Raw genomic sequence first — 23,948 nt, forward strand, 5'->3', positions numbered from 1 at the left:
GTTGTCGTCCATCCCGAGCAACCTACAGGTGCGTTTTCTGTAGGAGCGAGCCTGCTCGCGATGGCGGTACAGACACCGCGGGCATTCAGGCAGGTGCTTTGCTTAGAACACCACACCCTGGCTACGCAGGTAATCATCATACGTGCCGCTGAAGTCGATCACGCCGCTGGCACTCAATTCGATAATGCGCGTGGCCAGCGACGATACGAACTCACGGTCGTGGCTGACGAAGATCAGCGTGCCCGGATAGTTCTCCAGCGCCAGGTTCAGCGCCTCGATCGACTCCATGTCCAAGTGGTTGGTCGGTTCATCCATGATCAGCACGTTCGGTTTCTGCAGGATCAGCTTGCCGAACAGCATGCGACCTTGCTCACCGCCGGAGATGACCTTGACCGACTTCAGGATCTCGTCGTTGGAGAACAGCATGCGGCCGAGGGTGCCGCGAACCAGCTGCTCGCCGCCCTGGGTCCACTGGCCCATCCAGTCGAACAGGTTGCAATCGTCTTCGAAGTCGTGGGCGTGGTCCTGGGCGTAGTAGCCCAGTTCCGCGGCGTCGGTCCACTTCACGGTGCCGGCATCCGGGGTCAGTTCGTTGACCAGGGTGCGCAGCAGGGTGGTTTTGCCGATACCGTTCGGGCCGATGATCGCCACACGCTCGCCGGCTTCAACCTGGAAGCTGAAGTCCTTGAACAGTGGCTTGCCGTCGAAGCCCTTGGCCATGTTCTCGACGATGACCGCCTGACGGTGCAGCTTCTTGGTTTGTTCGAAACGGATGAACGGGCTCACACGGCTCGAAGGCTTGACCTCGGCCAGCTGGATCTTGTCGATCGCCTTGGCGCGGGATGTGGCCTGCTTGGCTTTCGAGGCGTTGGCCGAGAAGCGGCTGACGAACGATTGCAGTTCGGAAATCTGCGCTTTCTTCTTGGCGTTGTCCGACAGCAGTTGCTCGCGGGACTGGGTCGCCACGGTCATGTACTCATCGTAGTTGCCCGGGAACAGGCGCAGCTCGCCGTAATCCAGGTCAGCCATGTGGGTGCACACGCTGTTCAGGAAGTGACGGTCGTGAGAGATGATGATCATCAGGCTGGAGCGCTGGGTCAGCACGTTTTCCAGCCAGCGAATGGTGTTGATGTCCAGGTGGTTGGTCGGTTCGTCGAGCAACAGCACTTCCGGATCGGAGAACAGCGCCTGGGCCAGCAATACGCGCAGTTTCCAGCCTGGGGACACCTCGCTCATCGGGCCGAAGTGTTGCTCGATGCCGATACCCAGGCCCAGCAACAGCTCGCCGGCGCGGGATTCGGCGGTGTAGCCGTCCATTTCGGCGAACTCGGTTTCCAGTTCAGCCACGGCCATGCCGTCTTCTTCGGTCATTTCCGGCAGCGAGTAGATGCGGTCGCGCTCGGCCTTGACCTTCCACAGCTCTTCGTGACCCATGATCACGGTGTCGATCACGGTAAATTCTTCGTAGGCGAACTGGTCCTGGCGCAATTTACCCAGGCGCACGTTCGGTTCGAGCATGACCTGACCGCCGGACGGCTCGAGGTCGCCACCGAGGATTTTCATGAAAGTCGACTTGCCGCAGCCGTTGGCGCCGATCAGGCCATAGCGGTTGCCCGCGCCGAATTTGACCGAAACGTTTTCGAATAGCGGCTTGGCGCCGAACTGCATCGTGATGTTAGCTGTAGAGATCAAAGGTTTTTCCTGCGAAGCATTCAGAGTAGCTAGGGTTGCGGCAGTACCGATTCAGTACCTGTTTCCGGTTTTCGAACCACGGGAAATGCATCCCGGTCAGAAGCGGAAGGTCCATCTGGCAATAAGTGGACAGCAGCATGTGGAGCGCTTGGCCCGAGTCGAAGTGCGCTGAGGCGGGGTTAATTCCGTCGTCAACCAAGGGGGGCGCGTAATGTTTGGCGGCGATTGTACTGGTCTGGCTCTTTAAACGATAGGGCGTTGAGGCCCCGCGGGCGTTTTGGCTGCCTCGGCGGACAGATTTTCACATTTGCAGGTTAACTATTGGTTACAAATCGTGGCTAAAATGCCATCTTTCGAACTGACGCCGACAGGCACGGACGCAGTTTGTTCACTTCTGACGTGTGACGATTTCCGTGAAACTCATCATTGCCGCTATTTATATTGTCTCGATTGCATACGTCCACCTGCGCGGGCGCGTGCGCCACAAACTGGGCCGCCAGTTGAGCGATCACTCTTCGTTTCTGGCACCCATCAATTGCTTCCTTTACCTGTGCTCGAAGATGCCCAACAAGCCGTACCTCGATCCGGCCGATTTTCCTGACCTGAGTCCGTTGCAGGCCCATTGGGAGGAAATCCGTGCCGAAGGCCAGAACCTGCTGCGGGCCGGTGAGATCAAGCGTTCGAACCAGTACGACGATGTCGGTTTCAACTCGTTCTTCAAGACTGGCTGGAAGCGTTTCTATCTCAAGTGGTACGGCGCCAGCCATCCGTCGGCGATGAAGCTCTGTCCGCGCACCACGGAGCTTGTACAAAGCATCGGCTCGATCAAGGCCGCGATGTTCGCCGAGTTGCCGCCAGGCTCCAAACTGGTGCGTCATCGCGACCCGTACGCGGGTTCCTATCGTTATCACCTGGGCCTGGAAACGCCCAACGATGCCGGATGCTATATCAACGTCGACGGCGAGAATTACCACTGGCGCGATGGCGAAGCGGTGATGTTCGATGAAACCTTCATTCATTACGCGGAAAACACCACCGATCAGAACCGCATCATCCTGTTCTGCGATGTCGAGCGGCCGATGAAGTATCGCTGGGCGGCGGCGTTCAACGGCTGGTTCAGCCGTAACGTGATGGCGGCCGCGGGTGCGCCGAATGATGTGGGGGACAAGACCGGAGCGATCAACCGGCTGTTCGCCAAAATCTACAAGATTCGTTTACGCGGCAAGGCGCTGAAGAAGCGCAACCGCAAGCTCTATTACCTGGAAAAATGGGCGATTTTTGGTGGGTTGCTGGCGTTTTTTGTGTTGATCTGATTTTTGCCTTGTTGCTGGTTGCCCCTTCGCGAGCAAGCCCGCTCCCACATGGGGCTCTCGGTGTGTCCAGGATTTTGTGCACACCACCGAGCCAATGTGGGAGCGGGCTTGCTCGCGAAGAGGCCATCACTTTCACCGCCCAGCCGACAAATCAACCACTCGACCGCTTGCTCGCCTTCTTCGCCGCCGGTTTAGCCGTCGCTTTCGACTTGGCCGCCGGCTTGGCCCCAGCCTTGCCACCGAGGCTGCGCTTCAGCAATTCGGTCAAATCGATAACATCCGCAGTCTTGCGTTCCTCTTCCCCGGTCGCGGTTTCCACGTCCTCGATCTTGCCTTCATTGGCCTTCTTCTCGACCAGCGCCATGATCTTGTCTTCGAAGCTGTCGCGGTAATCGTCAGGGCTCCAGTCGCCGCTCATGTCCTGCACCAGGCGCTTGGCCATGTCCAGTTCGCCCTTGGCCAACTCCGGCTTGGTCACTTCGGTGCCCAGCTCCAGGGTGTCGAGGCTGCGCACTTCTGCCGGCCAGCGCAGCATCACCAAAACCATCGCCGACTCCAACGGCATCAGCGCCGCCAGATGCTGACGGGTGTGCAGCACCACGTGGGCGAGGGCGACCTTGTTGGTTTTGCTGAGGGTTTCACGCAGCAACGCATAGACCTTGCCGCCGCGTTTATCCGGGGCGAGGTAGTAGGGCGTGTCGATGTTCTGCAGTGGAATCTGCTCGCTGTCGACAAAGGAAAAGATGTCGATGGTCTGCGTCGACAGCGGGTGCGCCGATTTGATTTCCTCCTCGCTGAGCACCACGTAGCGACCCTTCTCGTATTGCACCCCTTTGACGATGTGCTCCTTGGTCACTTCCTTGCCGGTCACCTTGTTCACCCGTTTGTAGCCCACGGGTTCCATGCTGCGGCTGTCGAGCCAGTCGAAATCCACCCCTTGGGAAGACGTCGCCGAGACCAGCGCCACAGGGATATGCACCAGCCCGAAACTGATTGCGCCTTTCCAGATTGCCCGTGCCATGGTCGTTTACTCGCGATTGATGTTCAGGTGACCCATGCCCCGAAGAAAAAGTTTCAGCGGCGTTCGGGCCAGCCCCGCCAGGGGCTCAACTTCGTGTTACATCTTGCCGGGGAGGTTTTGGTTAACAAATCCGAACCCTGGGCGTAGCGTGCTATCGAAGGCTGTATGACTGGAGAAGCTGCCCATGAACCGATTTTTGCCTGCCATCTTCGCGCTGGCATTGAGTGGCGCGCTAGGGAGTGTGGCCCTGGCTGACGTTGCTTCGCCCTTGCTGTTGGCCCAAAGCCCGACGAGCGCCGCCAGCAATCCCTACAACAGTCCGATTCGCCGGGCCAACCCCAACAGCATGCAAGGCACGCAACCCAGCGCCCCGGCGATTCGCGGACCCAATACGGTGCCCGTGCCGCGGTCGCCCACACTGGACAATGGCGGCATTGGCAATCGCTCCCCCCAGGAGCGGACAGCGCCCGCCAGGCCGCCGACATTCACTCCCAATCCACCGCCTAGGGATTCGAACACCCGTTGAAGCTGCCAGCCTCCAAACCACAAAAGGAATCGTGCATGTTGCGTAAAACCTTCCTGGCCACTGTCTGTGCCAGCGCGCTGATCGCTGCTGCGCCCGCTTTCGCCGCGCCCACTCAAGAATTGAATAGCGAACAAGGCACCCTTGAAGTCACCCCCATCGTCAAAGGGCTGGACCATCCGTGGGCGTTGGCGTTCCTGCCCGATCGGCAAGGCATGCTGGTGACCGAGCGGCCCGGCAACCTGCGCGTGGCCAGTGCCGATGGCAAGCTCTCGGCACCGCTGAGCGGCGTGCCGAAAGTCTGGGCCAAGGGCCAGGGCGGTTTGCTGGATGTGGTGTTGTCGCCGGACTTCAAGCAGGACCGCACGGTGTACCTGTCCTATGCCGAAGGGGGTGGCGAGGGCGACAAGGCCGGCACGGCCGTCGGTCGCGGCCAGCTGTCGGAGGACCTGACCGGCCTGAGGAATTTCAAAGTGATTTTCCGTCAGGAGCCCAAGCTTTCGGTCGGCAATCACTTCGGCTCGCGGCTGGTGTTCGATCGCGACGGCTACCTGTTCATCACCCTCGGCGAGAATAACGACCGGTCCACCGCCCAGGATCTGGACAAGCTGCAGGGCAAGGTGGTGCGGATCTACCCGGACGGCAAAGTGCCTGACGACAACCCCTTTGTCGGTCAGTCCGGTGTGCGCCCGGAGATCTGGTCCTACGGCCAGCGCAACCCGCAAGGGGCGGCGCTCAACCCCTGGACCGGCGTGCTTTGGGAAAACGAACACGGTCCTCTGGGTGGTGACGAGGTCAATATCATTGAGCGCGGCAGGAATTATGGCTGGCCACTGGCGACCAACGGCATCAATTATTCAGGCCAGCCGATTCCGGAAGCCAAGGGCAAGACCGCCGAAGGCACCGTCCCGCCACACCATGTCTGGGAAAAATCCCCGGGTTTGAGCGGCATGGCGTTCTACGACGCGGACCGCTTCAAGCCGTGGCAGCACAACGTGTTCATCGGCGCGCTGGCCAGCCAGGAGTTGATCCGCTTGCAGTTCGACGGCGATCAGGTGGTTCATGAAGAACGCCTGATGGGCGAGCTCAAACAACGCATTCGTGATGTGCGGCAGGGGCCGGACGGATATTTGTATGTGCTCACCGACGAGGGCGATGGCGTCCTGTACAAAGTGGGCCTGAAATAACCTCGCCTTTTTAGGTGCCACAGGCTCACGGTTGCTTGATGCCCGCATAGAGAATGACCGCCGCCCGCAATTTGCCGCGCCCGAAACTGCACATCTTGTCGAATTCCCCATGGCTGACCGGCAAGTGCTGGCAGTCCATGGGCTGACGATGCTGGCTGTGATCGACGTCCGGGTCATGCAGGTAGACAAACTCTTCATCGCAGTCGGTGACGGTCACCCAGTGCGGGGACTTGGAGCGGGTCAGCCGGTAGCTACTGATCAGCACCAGTGGCTGTCCGCCATCGGCCAGTAGCCGTGGCAGATCCAACGGTCCGCCGAGCACCTGTTCGACATCGGTACTGTGCAACTGCGCGACGAACTCGTCGTGGACCAAACGCATGACGTCTTTTTTATGCTGATCGCGTACGCCATCGAGAAACAACGGCCCGGCCATGCTCACTTGCAGGCGCACGCGGAATCCGCGTCGCCAGGCGGCCAGCGCCAGGCCTTGCGGGCTGCAACCACCGTGGCCTGAGGTCATGAACACGGTGGTCGCTTCGCGCCAGATCTGCAGTTCTTCGCGGCGCTCCAGCACCCTGTCAGCCTGCAAGGCGCCCATGGCCATCAACAGGCACGCCGGCCCGCAGGTGAAATCGGTGGTCTGCGCGTACCAGGGCACCTTGATGCTGCGGGCATCGCGATGCTGCAGAATGCGTTTTTCCAGGCGCAGCGCATCGGCGTGATCTTCGTAATAGTCGTGTTTCAGGGCGAAACGCCGATAGCCATTACGCTCGTACAGGGCAATGGCGGCGGGGTTGTCGATGCGTACTTCCAGGCGCAGGTACGCGCAGTCATGCTCAACGGCACAGGCCTCGATGCGTTCGAGCAATTGCTTGCCCAGTCCGCTGCCGCGAGCCTGCTCGGCAATGGCAATCGAGTAAAGCCGCGCCAGCGAGGTGCCGCGGTGAAACAGCACCACCGCATAACCCAGCAATTGCCCGTCGCGTTCAGCCACCAGCAACTGCCCGTGGGCCCGGGTAATCATCCATTGGAAGCTGCGGCTGGTAAGCCGGTCCGTGGTGAAACATTGCTGTTCGAGTGCCAGCAACGCGGATAAGTCTTCAACTACAGCCAAGCGAAAGACAGGATTCATATGACCGCCGTAAAAGTTGCGTAACGAAACGGGACTTTCGAAAAAGTTCGTGCTTAATAGGAAAGGTCTTGTTCTCCAACGGATCAATCACTATGTCAGCGGTACAGGGTCATTGGCGCGAAGTATCCGAGCAAACTTTGCCGGCGGCAACTTATTTAAATACAGGGGTTAGAACTTCCAGCCAATTGATAATCATCGTCGAACGCAAGGAGGACTGGGCTTCCTATTTTCCCAGTGAAGACATCGTCACCGCTCAGGAGTACCTCGAACAAACCCGCGACTGCGAGCAGGGCAAGCGGGTCCAGGTGATCAACCTGTGCCGCAGCTACAAGTACCTGGGGCACGGTTATTACTGCTCGCTGCTGGCCGAGGCGCGGGGGCACAAGGTCATTCCTTCGGTGCGTACCATCAGCGAACTGACCCGAAAAGCCCTTTACGGCCTGGCGCTGGACGACCTGGATAAAACCCTGGAGAAAGCCCTCAATCATCATCTTTACAGTGATACCGAAGGCTTTACCCTGACCCTGTACTTTGGCCAGACACATATCGAGCCTTTGCAGGATCTGGCGCGCCAGTTATTTGAAGTATTTCCGTGTCCGATAGTGTTAGTTGAGTTTCGTCGAACTAACGGTTGGCACATTGAAGGAATAAAGTCAGGTGCCCTGCACAAGTTGCGTGAAGATCAGGAGGATCAGTTTGCGCACTCACTCGACAGTTTCAGCCGCAAGATCTGGCGCATGCCGCGCTCGCGACGCCTGGCCCGTTATGACCTGGCGATCCTGCACGATCCCCACGAAGCGCTGCCGCCGTCCAACCCCAAGGCGCTGGACAATTTCGTACGCGTTGGCAAGACATTAGGCATCGATGTCGAGCTGATCGAGCGCAAGGACTACGCGCGCATCGCCGAATACGACGGCCTGTTGATCCGCGAGACGACCAGTGTCGATAACCACACCTACCGTTTCGCCAAGAAAGCCGAAAGCGAAGGCTTGGTGGTGATGGACGACCCGACGTCAATCCTGCGCTGCACCAACAAGGTGTACCTGACCGACCTGCTCAAAAGCCATCAACTGGGCATGCCCGCCACCGAAATCCTCTACAAGGAGCGACCGGAAGATTTCGAACGGGTGGGCGAGCGCCTGGGGTTTCCGCTGGTGTTGAAGATCCCCGATGGCTGCTTCTCCCGCGGTGTGATCAAGGTCGAAAGCCAGCAAGCCTTGCTTGAAGCCACCGCTGAGCTGTTCGAACACTCGGTGCTGTTGCTGGCCCAGGAATTCTTCTACACCGAGTACGACTGGCGCATCGGCGTGCTCAACCGCAAGCCGATCTTTGCCTGCCAGTACTTCATGTCGAAGGGGCATTGGCAGATTTACAACCACAAGGCCAAGGGCCAGGACATCAACGGCGAATGCCGCACCCTGGCGGTCCATGAAGCCCCGCGCGCCGTCGTGGAGCTGGCAGTGAAAACCGCCAACCTGATCGGCGACGGCCTTTATGGCGTTGACCTCAAACAGTCCGGCGACAAAGTGGTGGTGATCGAGGTCAACGACAACCCGAACATGGACGCCGGCATTGAAGACGCTTATTTGCAGGACGATCTGTACTCGCTGGTGCTGGAAGAGTTCGTCCGCCGTCTGGAACTGAAACGCCGCGGCCAGGCCTGGTGAAGCGCCGATGATAAAGAGTTTTCAACTGACCCACGGTGCCTTGCAGGCGGTCGAGCGACTCGACGCCGAGGTGATGCTGTTCAGCAACCCCGATGCGGCCGAGCGGGACCTGCTGCACAGTCATTTCAAACTCGATGAACATGCGCTCGCCTCGGCGCTGGACCCGGACGAGGTGTCGCGCATCGAGTTTCACCCGGACAATCTGTTCCTGATCTGGAAACGCCCGGAAAACTATTCCGGCGGCGGCAGCCTGGCGTTCGAGGTGTCGTCCTGCGGTTTGCTGTTTTGTGCGGAGCGCTTGCTGGTGATCGCCACCGACGATACGCCGCTGCATGGGCTCGGCACCCGGCAGCGCTTGAATACACCGCTGGATGTGTTGCTCGATGTGCTGTTCAACAACATCCATCACTACCTGGGCCACCTCAAGGTGATCAAGCTGGTCGCCCGGGAGTTACAGCAGAAATTCAACGCGTCGATGCAGAACCAGCACCTGATCCAGATGTTCAACCTCAGCGAAAGCCTGATCTATTACGCCAACGCCATCCACAGCAACGGCGCGGTCCTGACGCGACTGCGCAACCACGCGGAAAAGCAGCACTTCAGCGCCGAAGCCATCGGCCTGATCGACGACCTGATCATTGAAAATAATCAGTGCTACAAACAGGCGGAAATCTACTCGACGGTGTTCTCCGGGCTGATCGACGCCCGAGGCAACCTGATGAACAACAGCATGAACAACCTGCTGCGCAAACTGACGCTGATCAACGTGGTGTTCCTGCCGTTGAACCTGATTGCGAGCATTGGCGGTATGTCCGAGTTCAGCATGATGACGGCCGGGACGCCGTGGTGGGTGTCGTACCCATTGTTTCTTACAGCGATGATGTTGGGGGCGGGGGTGATGGTGTTGGGGCTCAGGAGGTTGGCCAAATGATGGGTTGGGTGTCAGGCCGCCATCGCCAGCAAGCTGGCTCCTACAGGGTTTCGGTGCGTACGACGCAGGTCACTGTGGGAGCGGGCTTGCTCGCGAAAGCTATTGTTTTGCCACTGCAAAACCCGGATCAGACCATTTGTTCCGTGTCACCCGATCTCTTCCGATCCTGCAAACCCCGAACAACCAGATACAACAACGGCCCAATCGACACAAAAATCGCGGTAAGCAAAAGATAAGGAATGACGGACAACGCCGTCTGCGCACGCTTGCGCGCATCGCGGTACATCCACACCCCGGCCAGTGTCGCCAACAGGTACAGGTCAATCACCACCTGCGCGGTGTCTGGCCGTGACATCAGGCTGATGCCAAATTCGATCAACGACTGTTCAGCCTGGAGCATCACCGACGCGGTGTAGCCGGCGAAGGCGATCAATGCGATCAGGGGCAGGGCGACAGACTTCATGTTTTCCTTCCTTGGGTCAGCGAGTGGAATCGCCAGCCTACAGAACCCGCAGAAATCTGGCCATTGACTTGGTCGCGACGCCCGGCTAATTTCCAGCCATGACTTCCACCGTATTGCGCTGCCAGCCAAGCATTATTACCGCCATTCCTTATTTGGCGGGCTAGCTCACGATTGCAGCACCCAACCCGCCCTCGAGGCGGGTTTTTACTTTCTGTCTCCTGGGTTCTGAACGATGTCAGGAGACACCATGCACAGCACAGCCGCCCAGCAATCCTTGCTTGAGCACTACGTCAAAAAGATCCTCGCCGCGCCCGTTTACGAGCTGGCGATACGCACGCCGTTGCAGGCGGCGCCGGCGCTGTCCGACGCCCTGGGCAATCAGGTGCTGCTCAAACGCGAGGATTTGCAGCCGACCTTTTCCTTCAAGATCCGCGGTGCCTACAACAAACTGGTGCAACTGAGTGATGAGCAGAAGGCACGCGGCGTGATCACCGCTTCCGCCGGCAACCATGCCCAGGGCGTGGCATTGGCCGCGCGAGAGTTGGGGATTGCCGCGACCATCGTCATGCCCGCGACAACGCCTGAGCTGAAAGTGCTCGGGGTCCGCAGTCGCGGGGCCGAGGCGGTGCTGCACGGGGAGAGTTTTCCGTTTGCCCTGGAATACGCGTTGAGCCTGGCCGCGCAGACCGGCCGCACGTTCGTCTCGCCCTTCGACGACCCGGACGTGATCGCCGGGCAAGGCACGGTCGCGATGGAGATCCTGCGCCAGCACCAAGGGCCGCTCGATGCGATCTTCGTTCCAGTGGGCGGTGGTGGTCTGATCGCGGGCATTGCGGCGTACGTCAAATACCTGCGTCCTGAAGTCCGCATCATCGGCGTCGAGTCGGAACATTCGGCGTGCCTGCGCGCAGCTCTACAGGCCGGTGAGCGCGTTATCCTGCCCGGCGTAGGCACGTTCGCCGATGGCGTCGCAGTCGCGCAGATCGGCGCGTATGGATACGAGGTCTGCCGGTTTTGCGTCGATGACGTGCTGACCGTCAGCGACGATGAGCTCTGCGCTGCCATCAAGAACATCTACGACGATACGCGCTCGATCACCGAACCTTCTGGCGCGCTGGCGGTGGCCGGTATCAAGAAGTACGTGGCGCAGACCGGCGTTCGGGGCGAGACACTGGTGGCGATCGATTCGGGTGCGAACATCAACTTCGACAGTTTGCGCCATGTCGCCGAGCGCGCTGCGTTGAGCGTTGCCCCGGCATAAGAGGGCGAGCCTGTGGGAGCGAGCCTGCTCGCGAAAGCGGTGTGTCAGTCAACCCACATGCCGGCTGACACACCTTCGAGTTCTGCCGCCCTGAACGACGATCGACAGCCCGGCAACAATCAGCCCGGCGGTAGTGATCCCGGTCAAGGAACCGATGATGCCTTCTTGCGTGTGAGTACGGTCAGCGGATACTGGATGGACAGCCCGCAGGTTTACCGCCATGTCCGGCAATGCAAACCGCGCCTCGTCAGGTTGCAATTTGCAGGGCAAAAAACCGCTCTTCTTGCAAATTGCACGGGCATATTTCTAGACGGTTTTGCTAAACCCTTGATTTGCCGATGAGCTGCACGGCGGAATTTGAGGCATGTTTTATGCTGTAGCTGTCTCTTAAAGCTGGCCGGGTTTTTATAGAGTCAGTATTTGATTGTTGTTTGGCTGTCTCACACTCTGGAGAGGGTCGCCATGTTTCTGTCTGCCTTGGAACTTCGCAATATCATTGAAAGCAGTTTTCTGCCAAAACGCTGCCAGTGCACGCTGTCGCCCGATCTGTCGATGACCGTAAAAGTGTTTGCCGACGGCCAGACCGATCAAGTAGACCTGTTGGTCACCGGAATTAACGCCAAGTCGCTAAATGGCTGTCGGGAAATCAATGACCTGATCGCCGAATTGCGCTCTGACATGCAGCATCGGTCCGACATGCACACGCTGCATCCCGACCGGCAAGCGCTTTAATCAATCCGATCGCTTCAAAAAAACGGGTCTGGCCATCAAGCCAGACCCGCGTTCGTTGATGTTCAATCAGTTTTGATAGCTGCACGCATCGGACAGTTTGCGATACGTAATCTCTGCCGGTTTGCCCGACGCATCGATGTATTTCATATCAGCCGTGACGACTTTGCATTCGAGGGTCGAGGGTTCATTCAAGGAAATGACCTTGGCCACGTGCAGCGGCATGCCATAGTGATAGGGCACCGCTTGCGAGGATGCGGTGTCGTTGGCCTGGGCAAGTGCGGTAAATGCGGTGCAGGCGAGGGCGGCGGTAACCAGCAAAGTGCGCATATTCATGAGCAATCTCCAGTGCAGACAGAGGTGAACTCGACGTGATAGGCGTCGAGCCTGCCGCACTGGGCGTCAGAGCAACCTGAGGGCGTGCGGTCCAGTAAAGTGTTGGACCGCAGGATTAATCGAAGGTTAAGTCACCAGTGATAACTGACGGTACTCACCAGCTGCCGCTCGTCGCCATAACGACAAATGGCGAACTCACAGTAGGTGTAACGTTTGTTGGTGAGGTTATTGGCGTTAAGTGCAACTTCCCAGTTCTCGCCGATCTCGTAACTGGCGCGGGCGTCATACAGCGTATAAGCCGGCATGTCCGAAGGCACGCCCGAGGCTTGAGTCGTTCCCTTGTATCGGGCACCGCCGCCGACGCGTAGTTTCGGCAGGCCCAATGCTGTCAACCGATAGTCGGCCCACAAGACGGCCTGGTGGTAAGGCGTGTCCTCGCTGCGCTGGCCAATCTCCGAGGCGATGTTGCTTTCGGTAATTCGTGCATCGATGTACGCGTATGACGCAATGACGCTCAAATCGCGCGTGATGTCGGTCTTGGCCTCCAATTCCAGCCCACGGGAGCGCACTTCGCCGGTTTGCACATTGAAGTTGATGTCGGTGCTGTCCTGGGTCAGCACGTTTTTCTGAGTCAGCTCGTACACCGCGGCACTTAACAGAGTGTTACTGCCTTCGGGTTGATAACGGATGCCCACTTCGTATTGCTTACCCTCGGTAGGCACGAACGCCTGTCCGGATTTGTCGGTGCCAGGCACCGGGAAAAATGACTCGCTGTAGCTGATGTAAGGGGCCAGACCGTTATCCGCCTTGTACACCAGGCCGGCACGCCAGGTGGTGGCCTCATCGCTCTGACTGCTGCGACCGCCGTCGCGGAAGGTTTCGGTGTCCTGGTCAGCCCAGTCGTGGCGGCCGCCCAGCAGCAATACCCAATGCTCGTCGAACTTGATCTGATCCTGCAGATAAATGCCTTTTTGCAGGGTGTCGATTTGTGAACCGCGATCCAGCAGCGGACTCCTGTTCACAATGACCGGCTGACCATAGTTGTAGGTGGTGAGGTTCAGCGACGGCGCGTTGCCGCGGAAGTTATGCGAATCGTAACTGGTGTCATAGCCGTCGAAGCCCACCAGGAACGTGTGTTCCCAATCGCCGAACGTCCATTTGCTTTCGATGTTGGTGTCGCTGGCCAGGCCCCGGGAGCGCTCTTCGCGATCGCTGTACTGGCGCCGCAGCAAGCCGGAACTCAGTGATTGCGCCAGCGTTGCCGGAGTCACGTTGACTTGCAGGTATCTCCAGGTCACGTCGGACTGGTAGTACCGCAGTTTGTGGCTGATGCGCGTGTGCTCGTCGAAACGGTGTTCGAACTCATAGCCGAGCGCTGACATTTCGCCATTCATTTCATCGTATTCCGGTTCCCCGATGAAATCGTGACGACCGATCTGGAAGCGGTTATTGCCGACGCCTTTGACGAATGGGTACGGCAGCGGTGCGGAGAACCCGGTTTCGGTTTTCTGGTAGAACGACAGCAGGGTCAGAGACGTGTCGTCGTCCGGGCGCCAGGTCAGCGCCGGCGCAATGTAGAGCTTGTCGTTATCGATGTGATCGGCCGATGTCTGGCTGTCGCGATCGAGCAGGGTCAGGCGATAGCTGAGCGTCTCGCTGTCACCCAAAGGGCCGGTGAAATCGGCGGAAATCTGTTTGCGGTCGTTCTGCCCCGCCTGCACATTGATTTCATGGTAAGGCGTCTGGCTTGGGCGTTTGCTGATCGTGTTGATCATGCCGCCGGGGGACAACTGGCCATACAGCACGGACGCCGCGCCGCGAATCACTTCGGCGCGCTCCAGGCCGTAAGGCTCCTGAACCCCGTCATAGGAGTTGTTTTGCAGGCGCAGGCCGTCGCGCAACGACCCCCCGGTTGCCGACTCGACATCAAATCCGCGAATGCGGAAGCGGTCCGAAGTACGGTTGAAACTGGTGGGTTGGCTGGTGAAACCAGGGGTCAGGTCCAGGGTTTGCGACAGGGTTTCCGATTGCCGATCGCGGATTTCATCACTGGTCACCACCGATAACGACTGTGGCGTTTCGATGATCGGCGTATCGGTTTTGGTCGCACTCAGGTTGTGCTTGGCCACGTAGCCTTTGACGTGGGCGATGGCATTCTCGTCCTCCAGCCCGTTGATGGCGGTCGGGCCAAGTTCCAGTGCGCCTTGATTGATCGGGGCTGGTGTCAGGACGTAACCGTTGCTGCCTTTTTCCGCTTGGTAACCGCTGCCCTGGAGGAGCTGCGCAAACCCTTGCGCTACGCCGACTTGACCCTGCAGGCCCGGGCTGTTCAAGCCGGCCACGCGGCTGGCGTCGAACAGGATCGCCACCCGTGATTGCTGGGCGAACAGGTTCAGCGTTTGCCCCAGCGGGCCGGCCGGAATGTTGTAACTGAGTTGCGCGCCCTCACTTTGCGCCATGGCCTGGCCGGGTAACGCCAGACCCAAGAGTGTCGTCATGGCCAGGTTCACCGCCAGCGCGAGCGGGGCCAAGGTGACGCGAGGGCGTTGCGGTAGAGGCGACAAAGCGGTGTCCAGCGGCATGGCGGAAGGTCCTGTGATGAATGGCTTACCTTCCTTGACGGGTCACTGAAAAAAAGCGGAACCGTCTTCGCGAAAATAATCTGGCGGCTTCCACAGGTCCGGATTCAGACGCCGTCCTTTGAACTGCGCCGCATCTGCCCCGCGTTCATTCAGGCAGCACGCGTTATCGTTAACGACCATCGCCAGCACGCTGGCTCCGACAGGGTTGGCGTAATCTCCAGGGATTCGGTATTCAAGGCCTGCGATCAACCCACACCAGCCACGGCGTGAACTGACGCACGCGCACCGGCAACGCATCGGCAATCAGCTTCAACGCGCGGTCCGGATCGTCCAGCGGTAACACCGCGCTGACCCGCAAGTCCGCCAGGCCAGCTCGATCGAACTGCACGCGGCCATTGATCTGACGGGCGACTTCATCCAGCACTTCCGGCAGCGGCCGATCCTGGATTACCAATTGATGCTGCTGCCACGCCTGATCCCGGGTGCGCGGCTCGACATCGCCGAGCCTGTGCACCGATTGCGTGGTAATCCGCACTTGCTGCCCGGCCTTGACCTCAGTGACCGCGCTGGACTCGCTGCCTTTGGCCGCCACCGTCGATTCGAGCATGGTCAACACTGTCGAATGCTCATCGCGGCGCACGGTGAATCGAGTGCCGAGCGCGCGCATCTGGCCGTCGTCGGTGATTACCGTGAACGGCCGCGCCGCGTCATGGGCCACTTGCACAAGGATTTCACCGCGCAACAACTCGACCTGTCGCCGCGTGCCATCGAAGCGCACATCCACGGCGCTGTTGCCGCTCAGGGTGATTTGCGAGTTGTCTTCCAGGCGCTGACTGTTCCACTGGCCGGGCGCGGTGCGCAGGTCCGCCAGCCAGTAATCCGGCGGGTAACTGTGCATCCACACGCCCAAGGGCAGGGCCAGCAACAGCGCCAAGGCCGTGCCGCCAGCCAGCGTGCGGCGCGAACGCCGACGCTCGACGAACGCCGCGCTCAATGCAACCTGCACTGGCGCCTGCTGGGGGCGGAGCGCCTGCAAGCGTCCGACAAACGCCTGCAACCGTTCGGCCGCCGCTGCGTGGCGCGGGTCCTTATTTTTCCAGGCTTCGAATTGCTGGCGGTCGTGGTTGTCGATGTCGGCCTCATTGAGGCGGATCAACCAGTGAGCGGCTTGCTCATCGATGGAGCGTTGCGGTTCCGTCATCGGCCGTCAGACGTCCAGCGCGTGATTGCAATGGAGCAGGGCGTTCATCAGATGCTTGCGCACCATCCGCTCCGACACCTCGAGCCGCAATGCGATGTCGGCCTGGCCCAGCCCCTCCAGGAAATACAGCAAAAACGCCTGCTGCGCCTTATGCGCCAAGCCGTCCAGCACAAATGCAATCTGTTCCAGCGCCTCCAGCGTCAGCAAGATCTGCTCCGGCGACTGCTGATAACCCTCCAGCATTTCAACCGTCAGCGCCAGTTCGCGCAGGTATGCATCCTCGATCTGCCGTCGCCGCGCGCCGTCGATAATCAAGCGTCGGGCGGTGGTGGTCAGAAATGCGCGCGGCTCGCGCAGACTGGTCAGCGAATCGCGAGAAGTCAGAATGCGTACAAACGTATCGTGGGAAACATCCGCCGCATTCTGTGGGCAGCCGAGCTTTTTGCGCAGCCAGCCGAACAGCCAGCCGTGGTGCTCGCTGTAGAGGTCATGAACGGTTTGCTGCAAGGGAAGCGTGGCGGCCGGCATGGGAAGTATCTGCGGATAAGAACTATTCGCAAGATTAGCGGGCGCGGGCAGGGGAAAGCAAGTGGCCAGTTTTAGCGTCCATCGCGAGCACGCCCGCTGCCACAGTGGATTTCAGTGAACACAACTGTTGTATTCGACGTGCATCCATTGTGGGAGCGGGCTTGCTCGCGAAAAGGCCGGTAGCTTCAACGAACATCCAACTGATGCCGATACGGCAAATCCGGCCCGGTCTTGCTGCAGGTCAGCGCCGCTGCCTGCACCGCGAACTTCAGCAGGCCATCGATCTGCTCACGCCCGAGCGACTGCACTCCTTCGATGGAATCCAGCTGCTGCTCGGTCAACCAGGTGATCAATGCCGCCTGGAACGTATCGCCAGCCCCCACGGTGTCGGCAATCTTCACCGCAGTGGCGGGGACCGACCACGAACCGTGCCTGCGACTGAACACCGTCGCGCCTTCGCCACCGCGGGTCAAAAACACCAATTGGCAGCGATGCTGCAACCAGCCTTCGATCACGCGTCGGGGATCTTGCTCGGGGTACAACAGGCCCAGGTCCTCGTCGCTGACTTTGATCAGGTCGGCCAGCTCGACCAGCGTCGCCACGCGCGAGCGCCACAGGTCGATGTTCGGCTCGGGATTGAGGCGCACGTTCGGGTCCAGGCTGATCAGCCGCTGGCCAGTTTCCCGCTGCACCAAAGCCAGCAGGGTATCGGCAATCGGCTGCACCACCAGCGAGAACGAGCCGATGTGCAAGCCGCGCACCTCAGGGCCCAGCGCCGGCAGATGCTCCGGTTTCAGCTGGCGATCCGCGCAGCCTTCGCCCCGGAAGCTGTAATGCGGTGAACCGTTGGCGCCCACCGCGACCATCGCCAGTGTGGTCGGTGCGGCGAAATCCACCAGGTAATCCGGGCTCACGCCTTCCTCCTGCAGCACCTGCTGCAAGCGTCGGCCCAGGTAGTCAGTCGACAACCCGGCGAACAATGCCGCGTCCACGCCCAAACGGCGCAAGCCGACCGCGACGTTGAACGGCGAACCACCGGCGATCGCCTTGAAGTTCACTTTTGAAGCCAGGCCGCTGGCGTCGTCTTCGCTGAAGAAATCGAACAGCGCTTCGCCACATACCAGATACATAATTTGTCCGCTCTTTAAAGGGTTGCGACCTGCTGTTGATAGCGATCATAGGCCTGCTGAAACGCCGCCACGTTGTTGGCGATCGGCAGGGTTTCGCTGGCCGGGTCGAGCTTCACGCACCGCTCGCACAGGTCGGCCAGCGTGTCTTCATGCCCATTCGCCCAGGACTTGCACCACGCCGCTTGAATCGCCGCGCCGAGGGCCGCGGCTTCGCTGTGTTCGGTGCAGATCACCGGGGTGTTCATGATATCGGCGACGATCTGCCGCCACACCGGGCTCTTCGAGCCGCCGCCGATCAGGCAGATGCTGCGGCTTTGTAAGCCATTCTGGCGCAACAGGTCCAGTCCGTAACGCAAACCGAAGGTCGTGCCTTCGACCACCGCGCGGCACAGATTGGCCCGGGTCAGATTGGTCATGGTCAACCCCGAGAGGCTGCCCGTGGCGTGCGGCAGGGCGGGCACCCGTTCACCGTTGAGAAACGGCAGCATGCACACGCCTTCGGCACCGATCGGTGCTTGCGCGACCAGCTCGTTGAACGGCGCGATGTCGAGATCGAACAGCTCGCGAATCACCCCGGTGGCGTTGGTCAGGTTCATCGTGCAGATCAACGGCAGCCAGCCACCGCTGGAGGAGCAGAATGTCGCGACCGAGGCGTCCGGGCTGACGTTCGGTTGATCGCTATAGGCGTACACCGTGCCGGAGGAGCCGAGGCTCATGGTGATCGCCCCCGGCTGGATGTTGCCGGTGCCGATGGCGCCCATCATGTTATCGCCGCCGCCGCTGGACACCAGCGCCTGCGGGTTGAGGCCGAGCTGTTCGGCGATGCCGGGCAGGATCGTGCCGACGGCTTGATGGGCGTCGATCAGCTCCGGCAGTGCCGCCTGCAAACGTCCGGTCGGGTCGATGTCGCGTAGCAGTTGCAAATCCCATTGGCGGGTGCGCACATTGAAATAACCGGTGCCCGAGGCGTCGCCGTACTCGCTGCAATTACGGCCGGTGAGCCAGTGGTTGAGGTAATCGTGGGGCAGCAGGATGCGCGCGATCCGCGAGAAAACGTCGGGATGCTGGTCCTTGGTCCACAGCAGTTTTGAAACGGTGTAGCCCGGGGCGATGACCACGCCGAGGCGCTCCAGCGAGCCTTTTTCACCGCCCAGGTGGGCCAGCAGGCGGTCGTTCTCCGGCGTGGTTTCGGTGTCGCACCAGAGCTTGGCGGGGCGCAGCACTTGGCCCTGGTCGTCGAGCAGAACCAGGCCGTGTTGCTGGCCGGACACGCCGATGCCGAGAATCTGCTGGCCGTCGACGTTGGCGGCGATCAGGGCTTGCCGGGTGGCGGACGCGAATGCTTCAAGCCATTGCGCGGTGTCCTGCTCGCGACGACCGTTGGCGCCGCTGATCAACGTGTGCGCGGCAGCGCCCTGACCGAGGACCTGGCCGCTGACTGCATCGAGGACGATGGCCTTGGTGCCTTGGGTGCCGCAGTCGATGCCGAGGAAAAGGTGTGGGTTTGGCATGGTGGGTCCTTGTTGTCAGGTCAATCGGGGTGAAGCTGTTCGCGAGCAAGCCCGCTCCCACATTGGGCTGTTGGTGAACACAAACCTGGGGAACGACGCTGACCCAGTGTGGGAGCGGGCTTGCTCGCGAAGACGGCCGTCAACTCACTGCGGGGACACTACCAATACCCGCTCAAGCGTCTGCGTCACCCCCACATCCCGCAAACTGTTACAGCACCACTCAAACGCCGCGACAAACTCCGGTGAGCGCGGAATCGCCGTACCAAAAATTTCCTCAACCGCGAGCAACCGCTGGGTTATCAATGCATCATCCGCGACCAGCGACTGACAGAACGCCGCCCGCGGATCGGGGATCGCGTAGGTGTCTCCGTTTTCATCAACGCCCTTCAGATAGAGGGCCCACGCCGCCACCACCAATGCCGCACGCTTGGTCTCCTGACCATCGGCGATCAAGCGGTTGATCGTTGGCACGGTGAATTTGGGAAACTTCGACGAGCCGTCCGAGCACACGCGCTCCAGCTGATCGGCAATCGCCTGGTTGGAGAAACGCTCGACCAGGGTGTTCTTGTAGTCGGTCAGGTCGATCCCCGGCACGGACGACAGTTGCGGCGTCACGTCCAGGTCCATATAAGCGCGCATGTAGCGCACGAACAGCGGGTCGTTCATGGTCTCGTGGACGAAGCGGTAACCCTTCAAAAACCCGAGGTACGTCAGCGCCAGGTGACTGCCGTTGAGCAGTTTGATCTTCATTTCTTCGTAAGGCGTGACGTCATCGGTGAACTGTACGCCGACCTTTTCCCAGGCCGGGCGGCCGTTGACGAACTTGTCTTCCAGCACCCATTGCACGAAGGGTTCGCAGACCACCGGCCAGGCATCGTCGACGCCGTGTTTGTCGTGCAATTGCAGCTTGTGTTCGGTGCTGGTCATTGGCGTGATGCGGTCGACCATGGCGTTGGGAAAGCTCACGTTCTCGGCAATCCAGTCGCGCAGGTCTGCATCGCGTAACGTTGCAAACGCCAGCAACGCCTTGCGGGTCACCGCGCCGTTGTGCGGCAGGTTATCGCAGGACATCAAGGTGAAGGCTGGCGTGCCGGCAGCGCGGCGTCTGGCCAGGGCGGCGCAGAGAAAACCGAACACGGTTTTCGGCGCTTCCGGGTGCACTAGGTCGTGCTGGATCTGCGGTAGCTGGGCCATGAATTCGCCATTGCTGTCGTCGATGCAGTAGCCGCCTTCGGTGATGGTCAGCGAGACGATCCGGATCTCGGGACTGGCGAGTTTGTCGATCAATGCCTGGGCGCCGTCCTCGGCCAGCAACATGTCGCGGATCGAGCCGATCACTCGCACTTCGGTGTCATCGGTATCGCCGAGCTCAAACAGGGTGAACAGGTAATCCTGTTCCTTGAGGTCGTCCCGGGCACGGCGGTCTTCGGCGCGCAGGCCGACCCCGCATATCGCCCAGTCCAGGCCTTCGCCGGTGTTCATCAAGGCGTCGGTGTAGAACGCCTGATGAGCGCGGTGGAAGCCGCCGACGCCAATGTGCGCGATGCCTTGGCGCGTGTCGGCCAGGGCGTAGGCGGGCAGCACCACCTCGGGGGCGAGGTGGTGCAGGTTCTGTTTATTCAGTTTCATCACAGGCTCTCTAGATCAGGCCGCAGCGCGCAGCGGGCGGGTCAGCGCCACGCCGTCGGCATCGAATAAATGGCAGTGTCCGGCGTCCAGGTGCAGGCTCAGGGTTTCGCCGTAACGGCTGGCGAGGTCGCCGCGCACGCGCATGGTCAGGGCTTCGCCGGACGAGGTCAGGACGTGGCAGAAGGTGTCGCTGCCCAGGCGCTCGCTGACGTCGGCGGTGACGTGCAAGGTGCAGTCGCCGGGTTGCGCCAGTTCCAGGTGTTCCGGGCGAATGCCCAGGGTCACCGCACTGCCCACGTTGAGGCGGGTGCCGGTCAGTGGCAGGGTGATGCGTGTACCGGCGTCCAGCGCGACTTCACAGCTCTGGCTGTCGACGCGGGTGACGTTGCCCTTGAGGAAGCCCATTTTCGGCGTACCCAGGAAGCCTGCGACGAACAGGTTGGCGGGCTGGTGATACAGGTCCAGCGGCGAACCGACCTGTTCGATCTTGCCGCCGTTGAGCACGACCACTTTGTCGGCCATGGTCATGGCCTCCACTTGGTCGTGGGTCACGTAGATCATCGTCGCTTGCAGCTCCTTGTGCAGGCGCAGCAGTTCCAGGCGCATTTGCACGCGCAGGGCGGCATCGAGGTTGGAGAGGGGCTCATCGAACAGGAAGATTTTCGGGTTGCGCACGATTGCCCGGCCAATGGCCACGCGCTGGCGTTGACCACCGGACAGCTGCTTCGGTTTGCGTTCGAGCATCGGCCCCAGTTCGAGGATGCGCGCGGCTTCGCCGACTTTCTTCTCGACTTCGGCTTTTGGCACGCCGGCGAGGTCGAGGGCGAACGACATGTTTTTACGCACGCTCATGTGCGGGTACAGGGCGTAGGTCTGGAACACCATCGCCAGGTCGCGCTTGGCCGGGCTGACTTCGGTGATGTCGCGACCATCGAGTTCGATGGTGCCGCCGCTGACTTCTTCCAGGCCGGCGATCAGCCGCAGCAAGGTGGATTTGCCGCAGCCCGACGGGCCGACGAAGACCACGAATTCCTTGTCGTTCACTTCCAGGTCGATGCCTTTGATGATGGAAAAGCCTTCGAAGCCTTTTTGCAGATTCTTGATTTTCAGGTTGGCCATGGGGTGGGCCTCCATTTGTTTTTGTTCAATTGAGCCGGAGCATCAGAAACGGCGCTGGACCCTGTGGGAGCGGGCTTGCTCGCGAATGCGATGTTTCATTCGGCAAAGATGCATCGGACGTACCGGCCTCTTCGCGAGCAAGCCCGCTCCCACAGGGTTGGGATCGGTTCAGGGGCGCGGGGGTATTCATTTCACGGCGCCAAACGACAGGCCGCGCACCAGTTGCTTCTGGCTGATCCAGCCGAAGATCAGGATCGGTGCGCAGGCCAGGGTCGAGACTGCCGACAACTTGGCCCAGAACAGTCCTTCAGGGCTTGAGTACGAAGCGATCAGTGCGGTCAGCGGCGCGGCTTTCGACGAGGTCAGGTTCAGCGACCAGAATGCCTCGTTCCAGCACAGGATCAGCGACAGCAATACGGTGGAGGCCAGGCCGCCCTTGGCGATCGGCAGCAGCACCCGGAGCATTTCCTGCCCCAGCGTCGCACCGTCCAGGCGCGCGGCTTCGAGGATGTCTTTGGGGATGTCCTTGAAGTAGGTGTAAACCATCCAGACCACGATCGGCAGGTTGATCAGCGTGTAGATCACGATCAGCGCGATGCGCGTGTCGAGCAGGCCAAAACTCTTGGCCAGCAGGTAGATCGGCATCAGCACGCCCACCGGCGGCAGCATCTTGGTCGAGAGCATCCACAGCAGCGTGCCCTTGGTGCGCTGGGTTTCATAGAACGCCATCGAGTACGCCGCCGGCACCGCGATCAGCAGGCACAGGGCGGTGGCGCTGAACGAAATCACCACTGAGTTCCACGCAAAACTGAAGTAATCGCTGCGCTCATTGATGTGCAGGTAGTTCTCCAGCGTCGGCGTGAAGATGAACTGTGGCGGCGTGGCGAAGGCATCGATTTCGGTCTTGAAACTGGTCAGCACCATCCAGAAGATCGGAAAGAAAATCAGGATCGCGATGGCCCAGGCCAGGGTGCCGAGCAGCAGGCTTTGCAGGCGACGGGATTGTTGAAGGGTCATGGCGCAGGCCTCAGGCTTTGTCTGTCAGGTTTTTGCCGATCATCCGCACCAGCACGATGGCCGCGATGTTGGCAATCACCACCGCAATCAAGCCGCCCGCGGACGCCATGCCGACGTCGAACTGCACCAGCGCCTGGTTGTAGATCAGGTAGGCGAGGTTGGTCGAGGCGTAGCCCGGGCCACCGTTGGTGGTGGTGAAGATTTCGGCGAACACCGAGAGCAGGAAGATGGTTTCGATCATCACCACCACCGCAATCGGCCGCGCCAGATGCGGCAGGGTCAGGTGCCAGAAAATCGCGACTGGCCCGGCCCCGTCGAGGCGCGCGGCTTCTTTCTGTTCCTGGTCGAGGGACTGCATGGCGGTCATCAGGATCAGGATCGCGAAGGGCAGCCATTGCCAGGACACGATGATGATGATCGACAGCAGCGGGTAATGCGCCAGCCAGTCCACCGGTTGCGCGCCGAACAGTTTCCAGACGTAGGCGAGAATCCCCGACACCGGGTGGAAAATCAGGTTCTTCCAGATCAGCGCCCCAACGGTGGGCATGATGAAGAACGGCGAGATCAGCATGACCCGCACGATGCCGCGCCCGAGAAACTCGCTGGCCTCCAGCAATGCGCTGATCAACACACCGAGCACCACACTGATCAGCAACACGCTGCCGACCAGTAACAAGGTGTTGGTCGCGCCGGGCATGAACCCGGAATCCGTCAGGAAGTAGGTGAAGTTCTCGATCCCGACGAACTCGTTTTCGCCGGGGTTGAGCAGGTTGTAGCGGATCATCGAGAAGTAAACCGTCATGCCCAGCGGCACGATCATCCACAGCAGCAACAACGCCACCGAGGGGCTGACCAGAAACCAGCCGGGATTGGCCAACCGGCTTTTGCGCACGGGTTGGGCAAGGTCCATTTGAGCTTTGGCAGTTGAAGTATTCATGGCGTTAAAACCGATTGAGAACGGCGATGAAGAACCACT

21 protein-coding genes are annotated in these 23,948 nt (G+C 60.3%); 7 read left to right on the plus strand and 14 right to left on the minus strand.

Annotated features, from left to right (window positions below):
- Positions 1–102 precede the first annotated feature (102 nt).
- Positions 103–1,692: an ABC-F family ATPase gene (locus tag NTD84_RS28105; protein WP_262172321.1), complete on the minus strand. Its 1,590-nt coding sequence runs from the start codon at positions 1,690–1,692 to the stop codon at positions 103–105.
- Between the two features lie 413 nt (positions 1,693–2,105).
- Here NTD84_RS28105 and lpxO point away from each other — a divergent pair, with 413 nt between their 5' ends.
- Entirely contained in the window at positions 2,106–3,005 is a 900-nt protein-coding gene (gene lpxO / locus NTD84_RS28110) for a lipid A hydroxylase LpxO (protein ID WP_262172322.1), read from the plus strand.
- 151 nt (positions 3,006–3,156) lie between these two features.
- On the opposite strand, the gene NTD84_RS28115 is transcribed toward lpxO, so the two are convergent.
- The gene (locus NTD84_RS28115) at positions 3,157–4,026 is read right to left on the minus strand and encodes a Ku protein (protein WP_262172323.1); all 870 of its coding nucleotides are present in this window, start codon (positions 4,024–4,026) and stop codon (positions 3,157–3,159) included.
- A 184-nt stretch (positions 4,027–4,210) separates the two neighbouring features.
- On the opposite strand from NTD84_RS28115, the gene NTD84_RS28120 reads away from it, so the two are divergent.
- Positions 4,211–4,552 (plus strand): hypothetical protein, encoded by a 342-nt coding sequence (locus NTD84_RS28120; RefSeq protein WP_262172324.1) that lies wholly within the window; start codon positions 4,211–4,213, stop codon positions 4,550–4,552.
- A 35-nt stretch (positions 4,553–4,587) separates the two neighbouring features.
- Positions 4,588–5,736: a PQQ-dependent sugar dehydrogenase gene (locus NTD84_RS28125; RefSeq protein ID WP_262172326.1), complete on the plus strand. Its 1,149-nt coding sequence runs from the start codon at positions 4,588–4,590 to the stop codon at positions 5,734–5,736.
- A gap of 25 nt (positions 5,737–5,761) precedes the next feature.
- Here the strand turns inward: NTD84_RS28125 and rimI are convergent, their stop codons facing one another.
- Positions 5,762–6,868, minus strand: coding sequence for a ribosomal protein S18-alanine N-acetyltransferase (rimI, locus tag NTD84_RS28130; protein WP_262172327.1), 1,107 nt, complete (start codon positions 6,866–6,868; stop codon positions 5,762–5,764).
- A 92-nt stretch (positions 6,869–6,960) separates the two neighbouring features.
- Between rimI and NTD84_RS28135 the strand changes: the two genes are divergently transcribed.
- Together NTD84_RS28135 and NTD84_RS28140 are read left to right on the plus strand one after the other, a co-directional pair.
- Positions 6,961–8,535, plus strand: coding sequence for a RimK family protein (locus NTD84_RS28135; RefSeq protein ID WP_262172328.1), 1,575 nt, complete (start codon positions 6,961–6,963; stop codon positions 8,533–8,535).
- Positions 8,536–8,542: 7 nt separating this feature from the next.
- Positions 8,543–9,466 carry a magnesium transporter CorA family protein gene (locus NTD84_RS28140; RefSeq protein ID WP_262172329.1) on the plus strand — a complete coding sequence of 308 codons (924 nt, stop codon included), beginning with the start codon at positions 8,543–8,545 and terminating at the stop codon, positions 9,464–9,466.
- A gap of 127 nt (positions 9,467–9,593) precedes the next feature.
- Here NTD84_RS28140 and NTD84_RS28145 read toward each other — a convergent pair whose 3' ends face one another.
- Positions 9,594–9,929, minus strand: coding sequence for a DUF2834 domain-containing protein (locus tag NTD84_RS28145; protein ID WP_262172330.1), 336 nt, complete (start codon positions 9,927–9,929; stop codon positions 9,594–9,596).
- 247 nt (positions 9,930–10,176) lie between these two features.
- On the opposite strand from NTD84_RS28145, the gene ilvA reads away from it, so the two are divergent.
- Together ilvA and NTD84_RS28155 are read left to right on the plus strand one after the other, a co-directional pair.
- Positions 10,177–11,190 carry a threonine ammonia-lyase, biosynthetic gene (gene ilvA, locus NTD84_RS28150; protein WP_262172331.1) on the plus strand — a complete coding sequence of 338 codons (1,014 nt, stop codon included), beginning with the start codon at positions 10,177–10,179 and terminating at the stop codon, positions 11,188–11,190.
- A gap of 462 nt (positions 11,191–11,652) precedes the next feature.
- Complete coding sequence (locus NTD84_RS28155; protein ID WP_262172332.1) at positions 11,653–11,922, plus strand: DUF1652 domain-containing protein; 270 nt, start codon at positions 11,653–11,655, stop codon at positions 11,920–11,922.
- Positions 11,923–11,988: 66 nt separating this feature from the next.
- Here NTD84_RS28155 and NTD84_RS28160 read toward each other — a convergent pair whose 3' ends face one another.
- The 10 genes from NTD84_RS28160 to NTD84_RS28205 all read right to left on the minus strand — a co-directional run bounded on the left by NTD84_RS28160 (position 11,989) and on the right by NTD84_RS28205 (position 23,909).
- A complete protein-coding gene (locus NTD84_RS28160; protein ID WP_262172333.1) occupies positions 11,989–12,255 on the minus strand; it encodes a DUF2790 domain-containing protein in 267 nt (88 codons plus the stop codon).
- A 131-nt stretch (positions 12,256–12,386) separates the two neighbouring features.
- Positions 12,387–14,837 (minus strand): TonB-dependent siderophore receptor, encoded by a 2,451-nt coding sequence (locus NTD84_RS28165; protein WP_262172334.1) that lies wholly within the window; start codon positions 14,835–14,837, stop codon positions 12,387–12,389.
- A 232-nt stretch (positions 14,838–15,069) separates the two neighbouring features.
- The gene (locus NTD84_RS28170; RefSeq protein ID WP_262172335.1) at positions 15,070–16,038 is read right to left on the minus strand and encodes a FecR family protein; all 969 of its coding nucleotides are present in this window, start codon (positions 16,036–16,038) and stop codon (positions 15,070–15,072) included.
- A 6-nt stretch (positions 16,039–16,044) separates the two neighbouring features.
- Complete coding sequence (locus NTD84_RS28175; protein ID WP_262172336.1) at positions 16,045–16,566, minus strand: sigma-70 family RNA polymerase sigma factor; 522 nt, start codon at positions 16,564–16,566, stop codon at positions 16,045–16,047.
- A 185-nt stretch (positions 16,567–16,751) separates the two neighbouring features.
- The gene (locus NTD84_RS28180) at positions 16,752–17,696 is read right to left on the minus strand and encodes a carbohydrate kinase family protein (protein WP_262172337.1); all 945 of its coding nucleotides are present in this window, start codon (positions 17,694–17,696) and stop codon (positions 16,752–16,754) included.
- Between the two features lie 14 nt (positions 17,697–17,710).
- Entirely contained in the window at positions 17,711–19,207 is a 1,497-nt protein-coding gene (xylB, locus tag NTD84_RS28185; protein WP_262172338.1) for a xylulokinase, read from the minus strand.
- A 144-nt stretch (positions 19,208–19,351) separates the two neighbouring features.
- Complete coding sequence (locus NTD84_RS28190) at positions 19,352–20,836, minus strand: mannitol dehydrogenase family protein (protein WP_262172339.1); 1,485 nt, start codon at positions 20,834–20,836, stop codon at positions 19,352–19,354.
- Positions 20,837–20,851: 15 nt separating this feature from the next.
- Positions 20,852–21,955 carry an ABC transporter ATP-binding protein gene (locus tag NTD84_RS28195; protein WP_262172340.1) on the minus strand — a complete coding sequence of 368 codons (1,104 nt, stop codon included), beginning with the start codon at positions 21,953–21,955 and terminating at the stop codon, positions 20,852–20,854.
- A 186-nt stretch (positions 21,956–22,141) separates the two neighbouring features.
- On the minus strand, positions 22,142–22,972 hold the full coding sequence (locus tag NTD84_RS28200; protein ID WP_262172341.1) for a carbohydrate ABC transporter permease: 831 nt from the start codon (positions 22,970–22,972) through the stop codon (positions 22,142–22,144).
- Positions 22,973–22,982: 10 nt separating this feature from the next.
- The gene (locus tag NTD84_RS28205; protein WP_410017385.1) at positions 22,983–23,909 is read right to left on the minus strand and encodes a carbohydrate ABC transporter permease; all 927 of its coding nucleotides are present in this window, start codon (positions 23,907–23,909) and stop codon (positions 22,983–22,985) included.
- Positions 23,910–23,948 lie beyond the last annotated feature (39 nt).

Source organism: Pseudomonas sp. 14P_8.1_Bac3 (assembly GCF_025466085.1).
Lineage (GTDB): Bacteria > Pseudomonadota > Gammaproteobacteria > Pseudomonadales > Pseudomonadaceae > Aquipseudomonas.

Excerpts from the sequence above, each read along its gene's own strand:
- NTD84_RS28170 (WP_262172335.1), bottom strand. The coding sequence starts at position 16,038 with ATGACGGAACCGCAACGCTCCATCGATGAGCAAGCCGCTCACTGGTTG.
- rimI (WP_262172327.1), bottom strand. The coding sequence starts at position 6,868 with ATGAATCCTGTCTTTCGCTTGGCTGTAGTTGAAGACTTATCCGCGTTG.
- NTD84_RS28190 (WP_262172339.1), bottom strand. The coding sequence starts at position 20,836 with ATGAAACTGAATAAACAGAACCTGCACCACCTCGCCCCCGAGGTGGTG.
- NTD84_RS28125 (WP_262172326.1), top strand. The coding sequence starts at position 4,588 with ATGTTGCGTAAAACCTTCCTGGCCACTGTCTGTGCCAGCGCGCTGATC.
- NTD84_RS28195 (WP_262172340.1), bottom strand. The coding sequence starts at position 21,955 with ATGGCCAACCTGAAAATCAAGAATCTGCAAAAAGGCTTCGAAGGCTTT.
- NTD84_RS28165 (WP_262172334.1), bottom strand. The coding sequence starts at position 14,837 with ATGCCGCTGGACACCGCTTTGTCGCCTCTACCGCAACGCCCTCGCGTC.
- NTD84_RS28120 (WP_262172324.1), top strand. The coding sequence starts at position 4,211 with ATGAACCGATTTTTGCCTGCCATCTTCGCGCTGGCATTGAGTGGCGCG.
- NTD84_RS28200 (WP_262172341.1), bottom strand. The coding sequence starts at position 22,972 with ATGACCCTTCAACAATCCCGTCGCCTGCAAAGCCTGCTGCTCGGCACC.
- NTD84_RS28205 (WP_410017385.1), bottom strand. The coding sequence starts at position 23,909 with ATGAATACTTCAACTGCCAAAGCTCAAATGGACCTTGCCCAACCCGTG.
- NTD84_RS28160 (WP_262172333.1), bottom strand. The coding sequence starts at position 12,255 with ATGAATATGCGCACTTTGCTGGTTACCGCCGCCCTCGCCTGCACCGCA.
- ilvA (WP_262172331.1), top strand. The coding sequence starts at position 10,177 with ATGCACAGCACAGCCGCCCAGCAATCCTTGCTTGAGCACTACGTCAAA.
- NTD84_RS28180 (WP_262172337.1), bottom strand. The coding sequence starts at position 17,696 with ATGTATCTGGTATGTGGCGAAGCGCTGTTCGATTTCTTCAGCGAAGAC.
- NTD84_RS28140 (WP_262172329.1), top strand. The coding sequence starts at position 8,543 with ATGATAAAGAGTTTTCAACTGACCCACGGTGCCTTGCAGGCGGTCGAG.
- NTD84_RS28135 (WP_262172328.1), top strand. The coding sequence starts at position 6,961 with ATGTCAGCGGTACAGGGTCATTGGCGCGAAGTATCCGAGCAAACTTTG.
- NTD84_RS28115 (WP_262172323.1), bottom strand. The coding sequence starts at position 4,026 with ATGGCACGGGCAATCTGGAAAGGCGCAATCAGTTTCGGGCTGGTGCAT.
- xylB (WP_262172338.1), bottom strand. The coding sequence starts at position 19,207 with ATGCCAAACCCACACCTTTTCCTCGGCATCGACTGCGGCACCCAAGGC.
- NTD84_RS28155 (WP_262172332.1), top strand. The coding sequence starts at position 11,653 with ATGTTTCTGTCTGCCTTGGAACTTCGCAATATCATTGAAAGCAGTTTT.
- NTD84_RS28145 (WP_262172330.1), bottom strand. The coding sequence starts at position 9,929 with ATGAAGTCTGTCGCCCTGCCCCTGATCGCATTGATCGCCTTCGCCGGC.
- NTD84_RS28175 (WP_262172336.1), bottom strand. The coding sequence starts at position 16,566 with ATGCCGGCCGCCACGCTTCCCTTGCAGCAAACCGTTCATGACCTCTAC.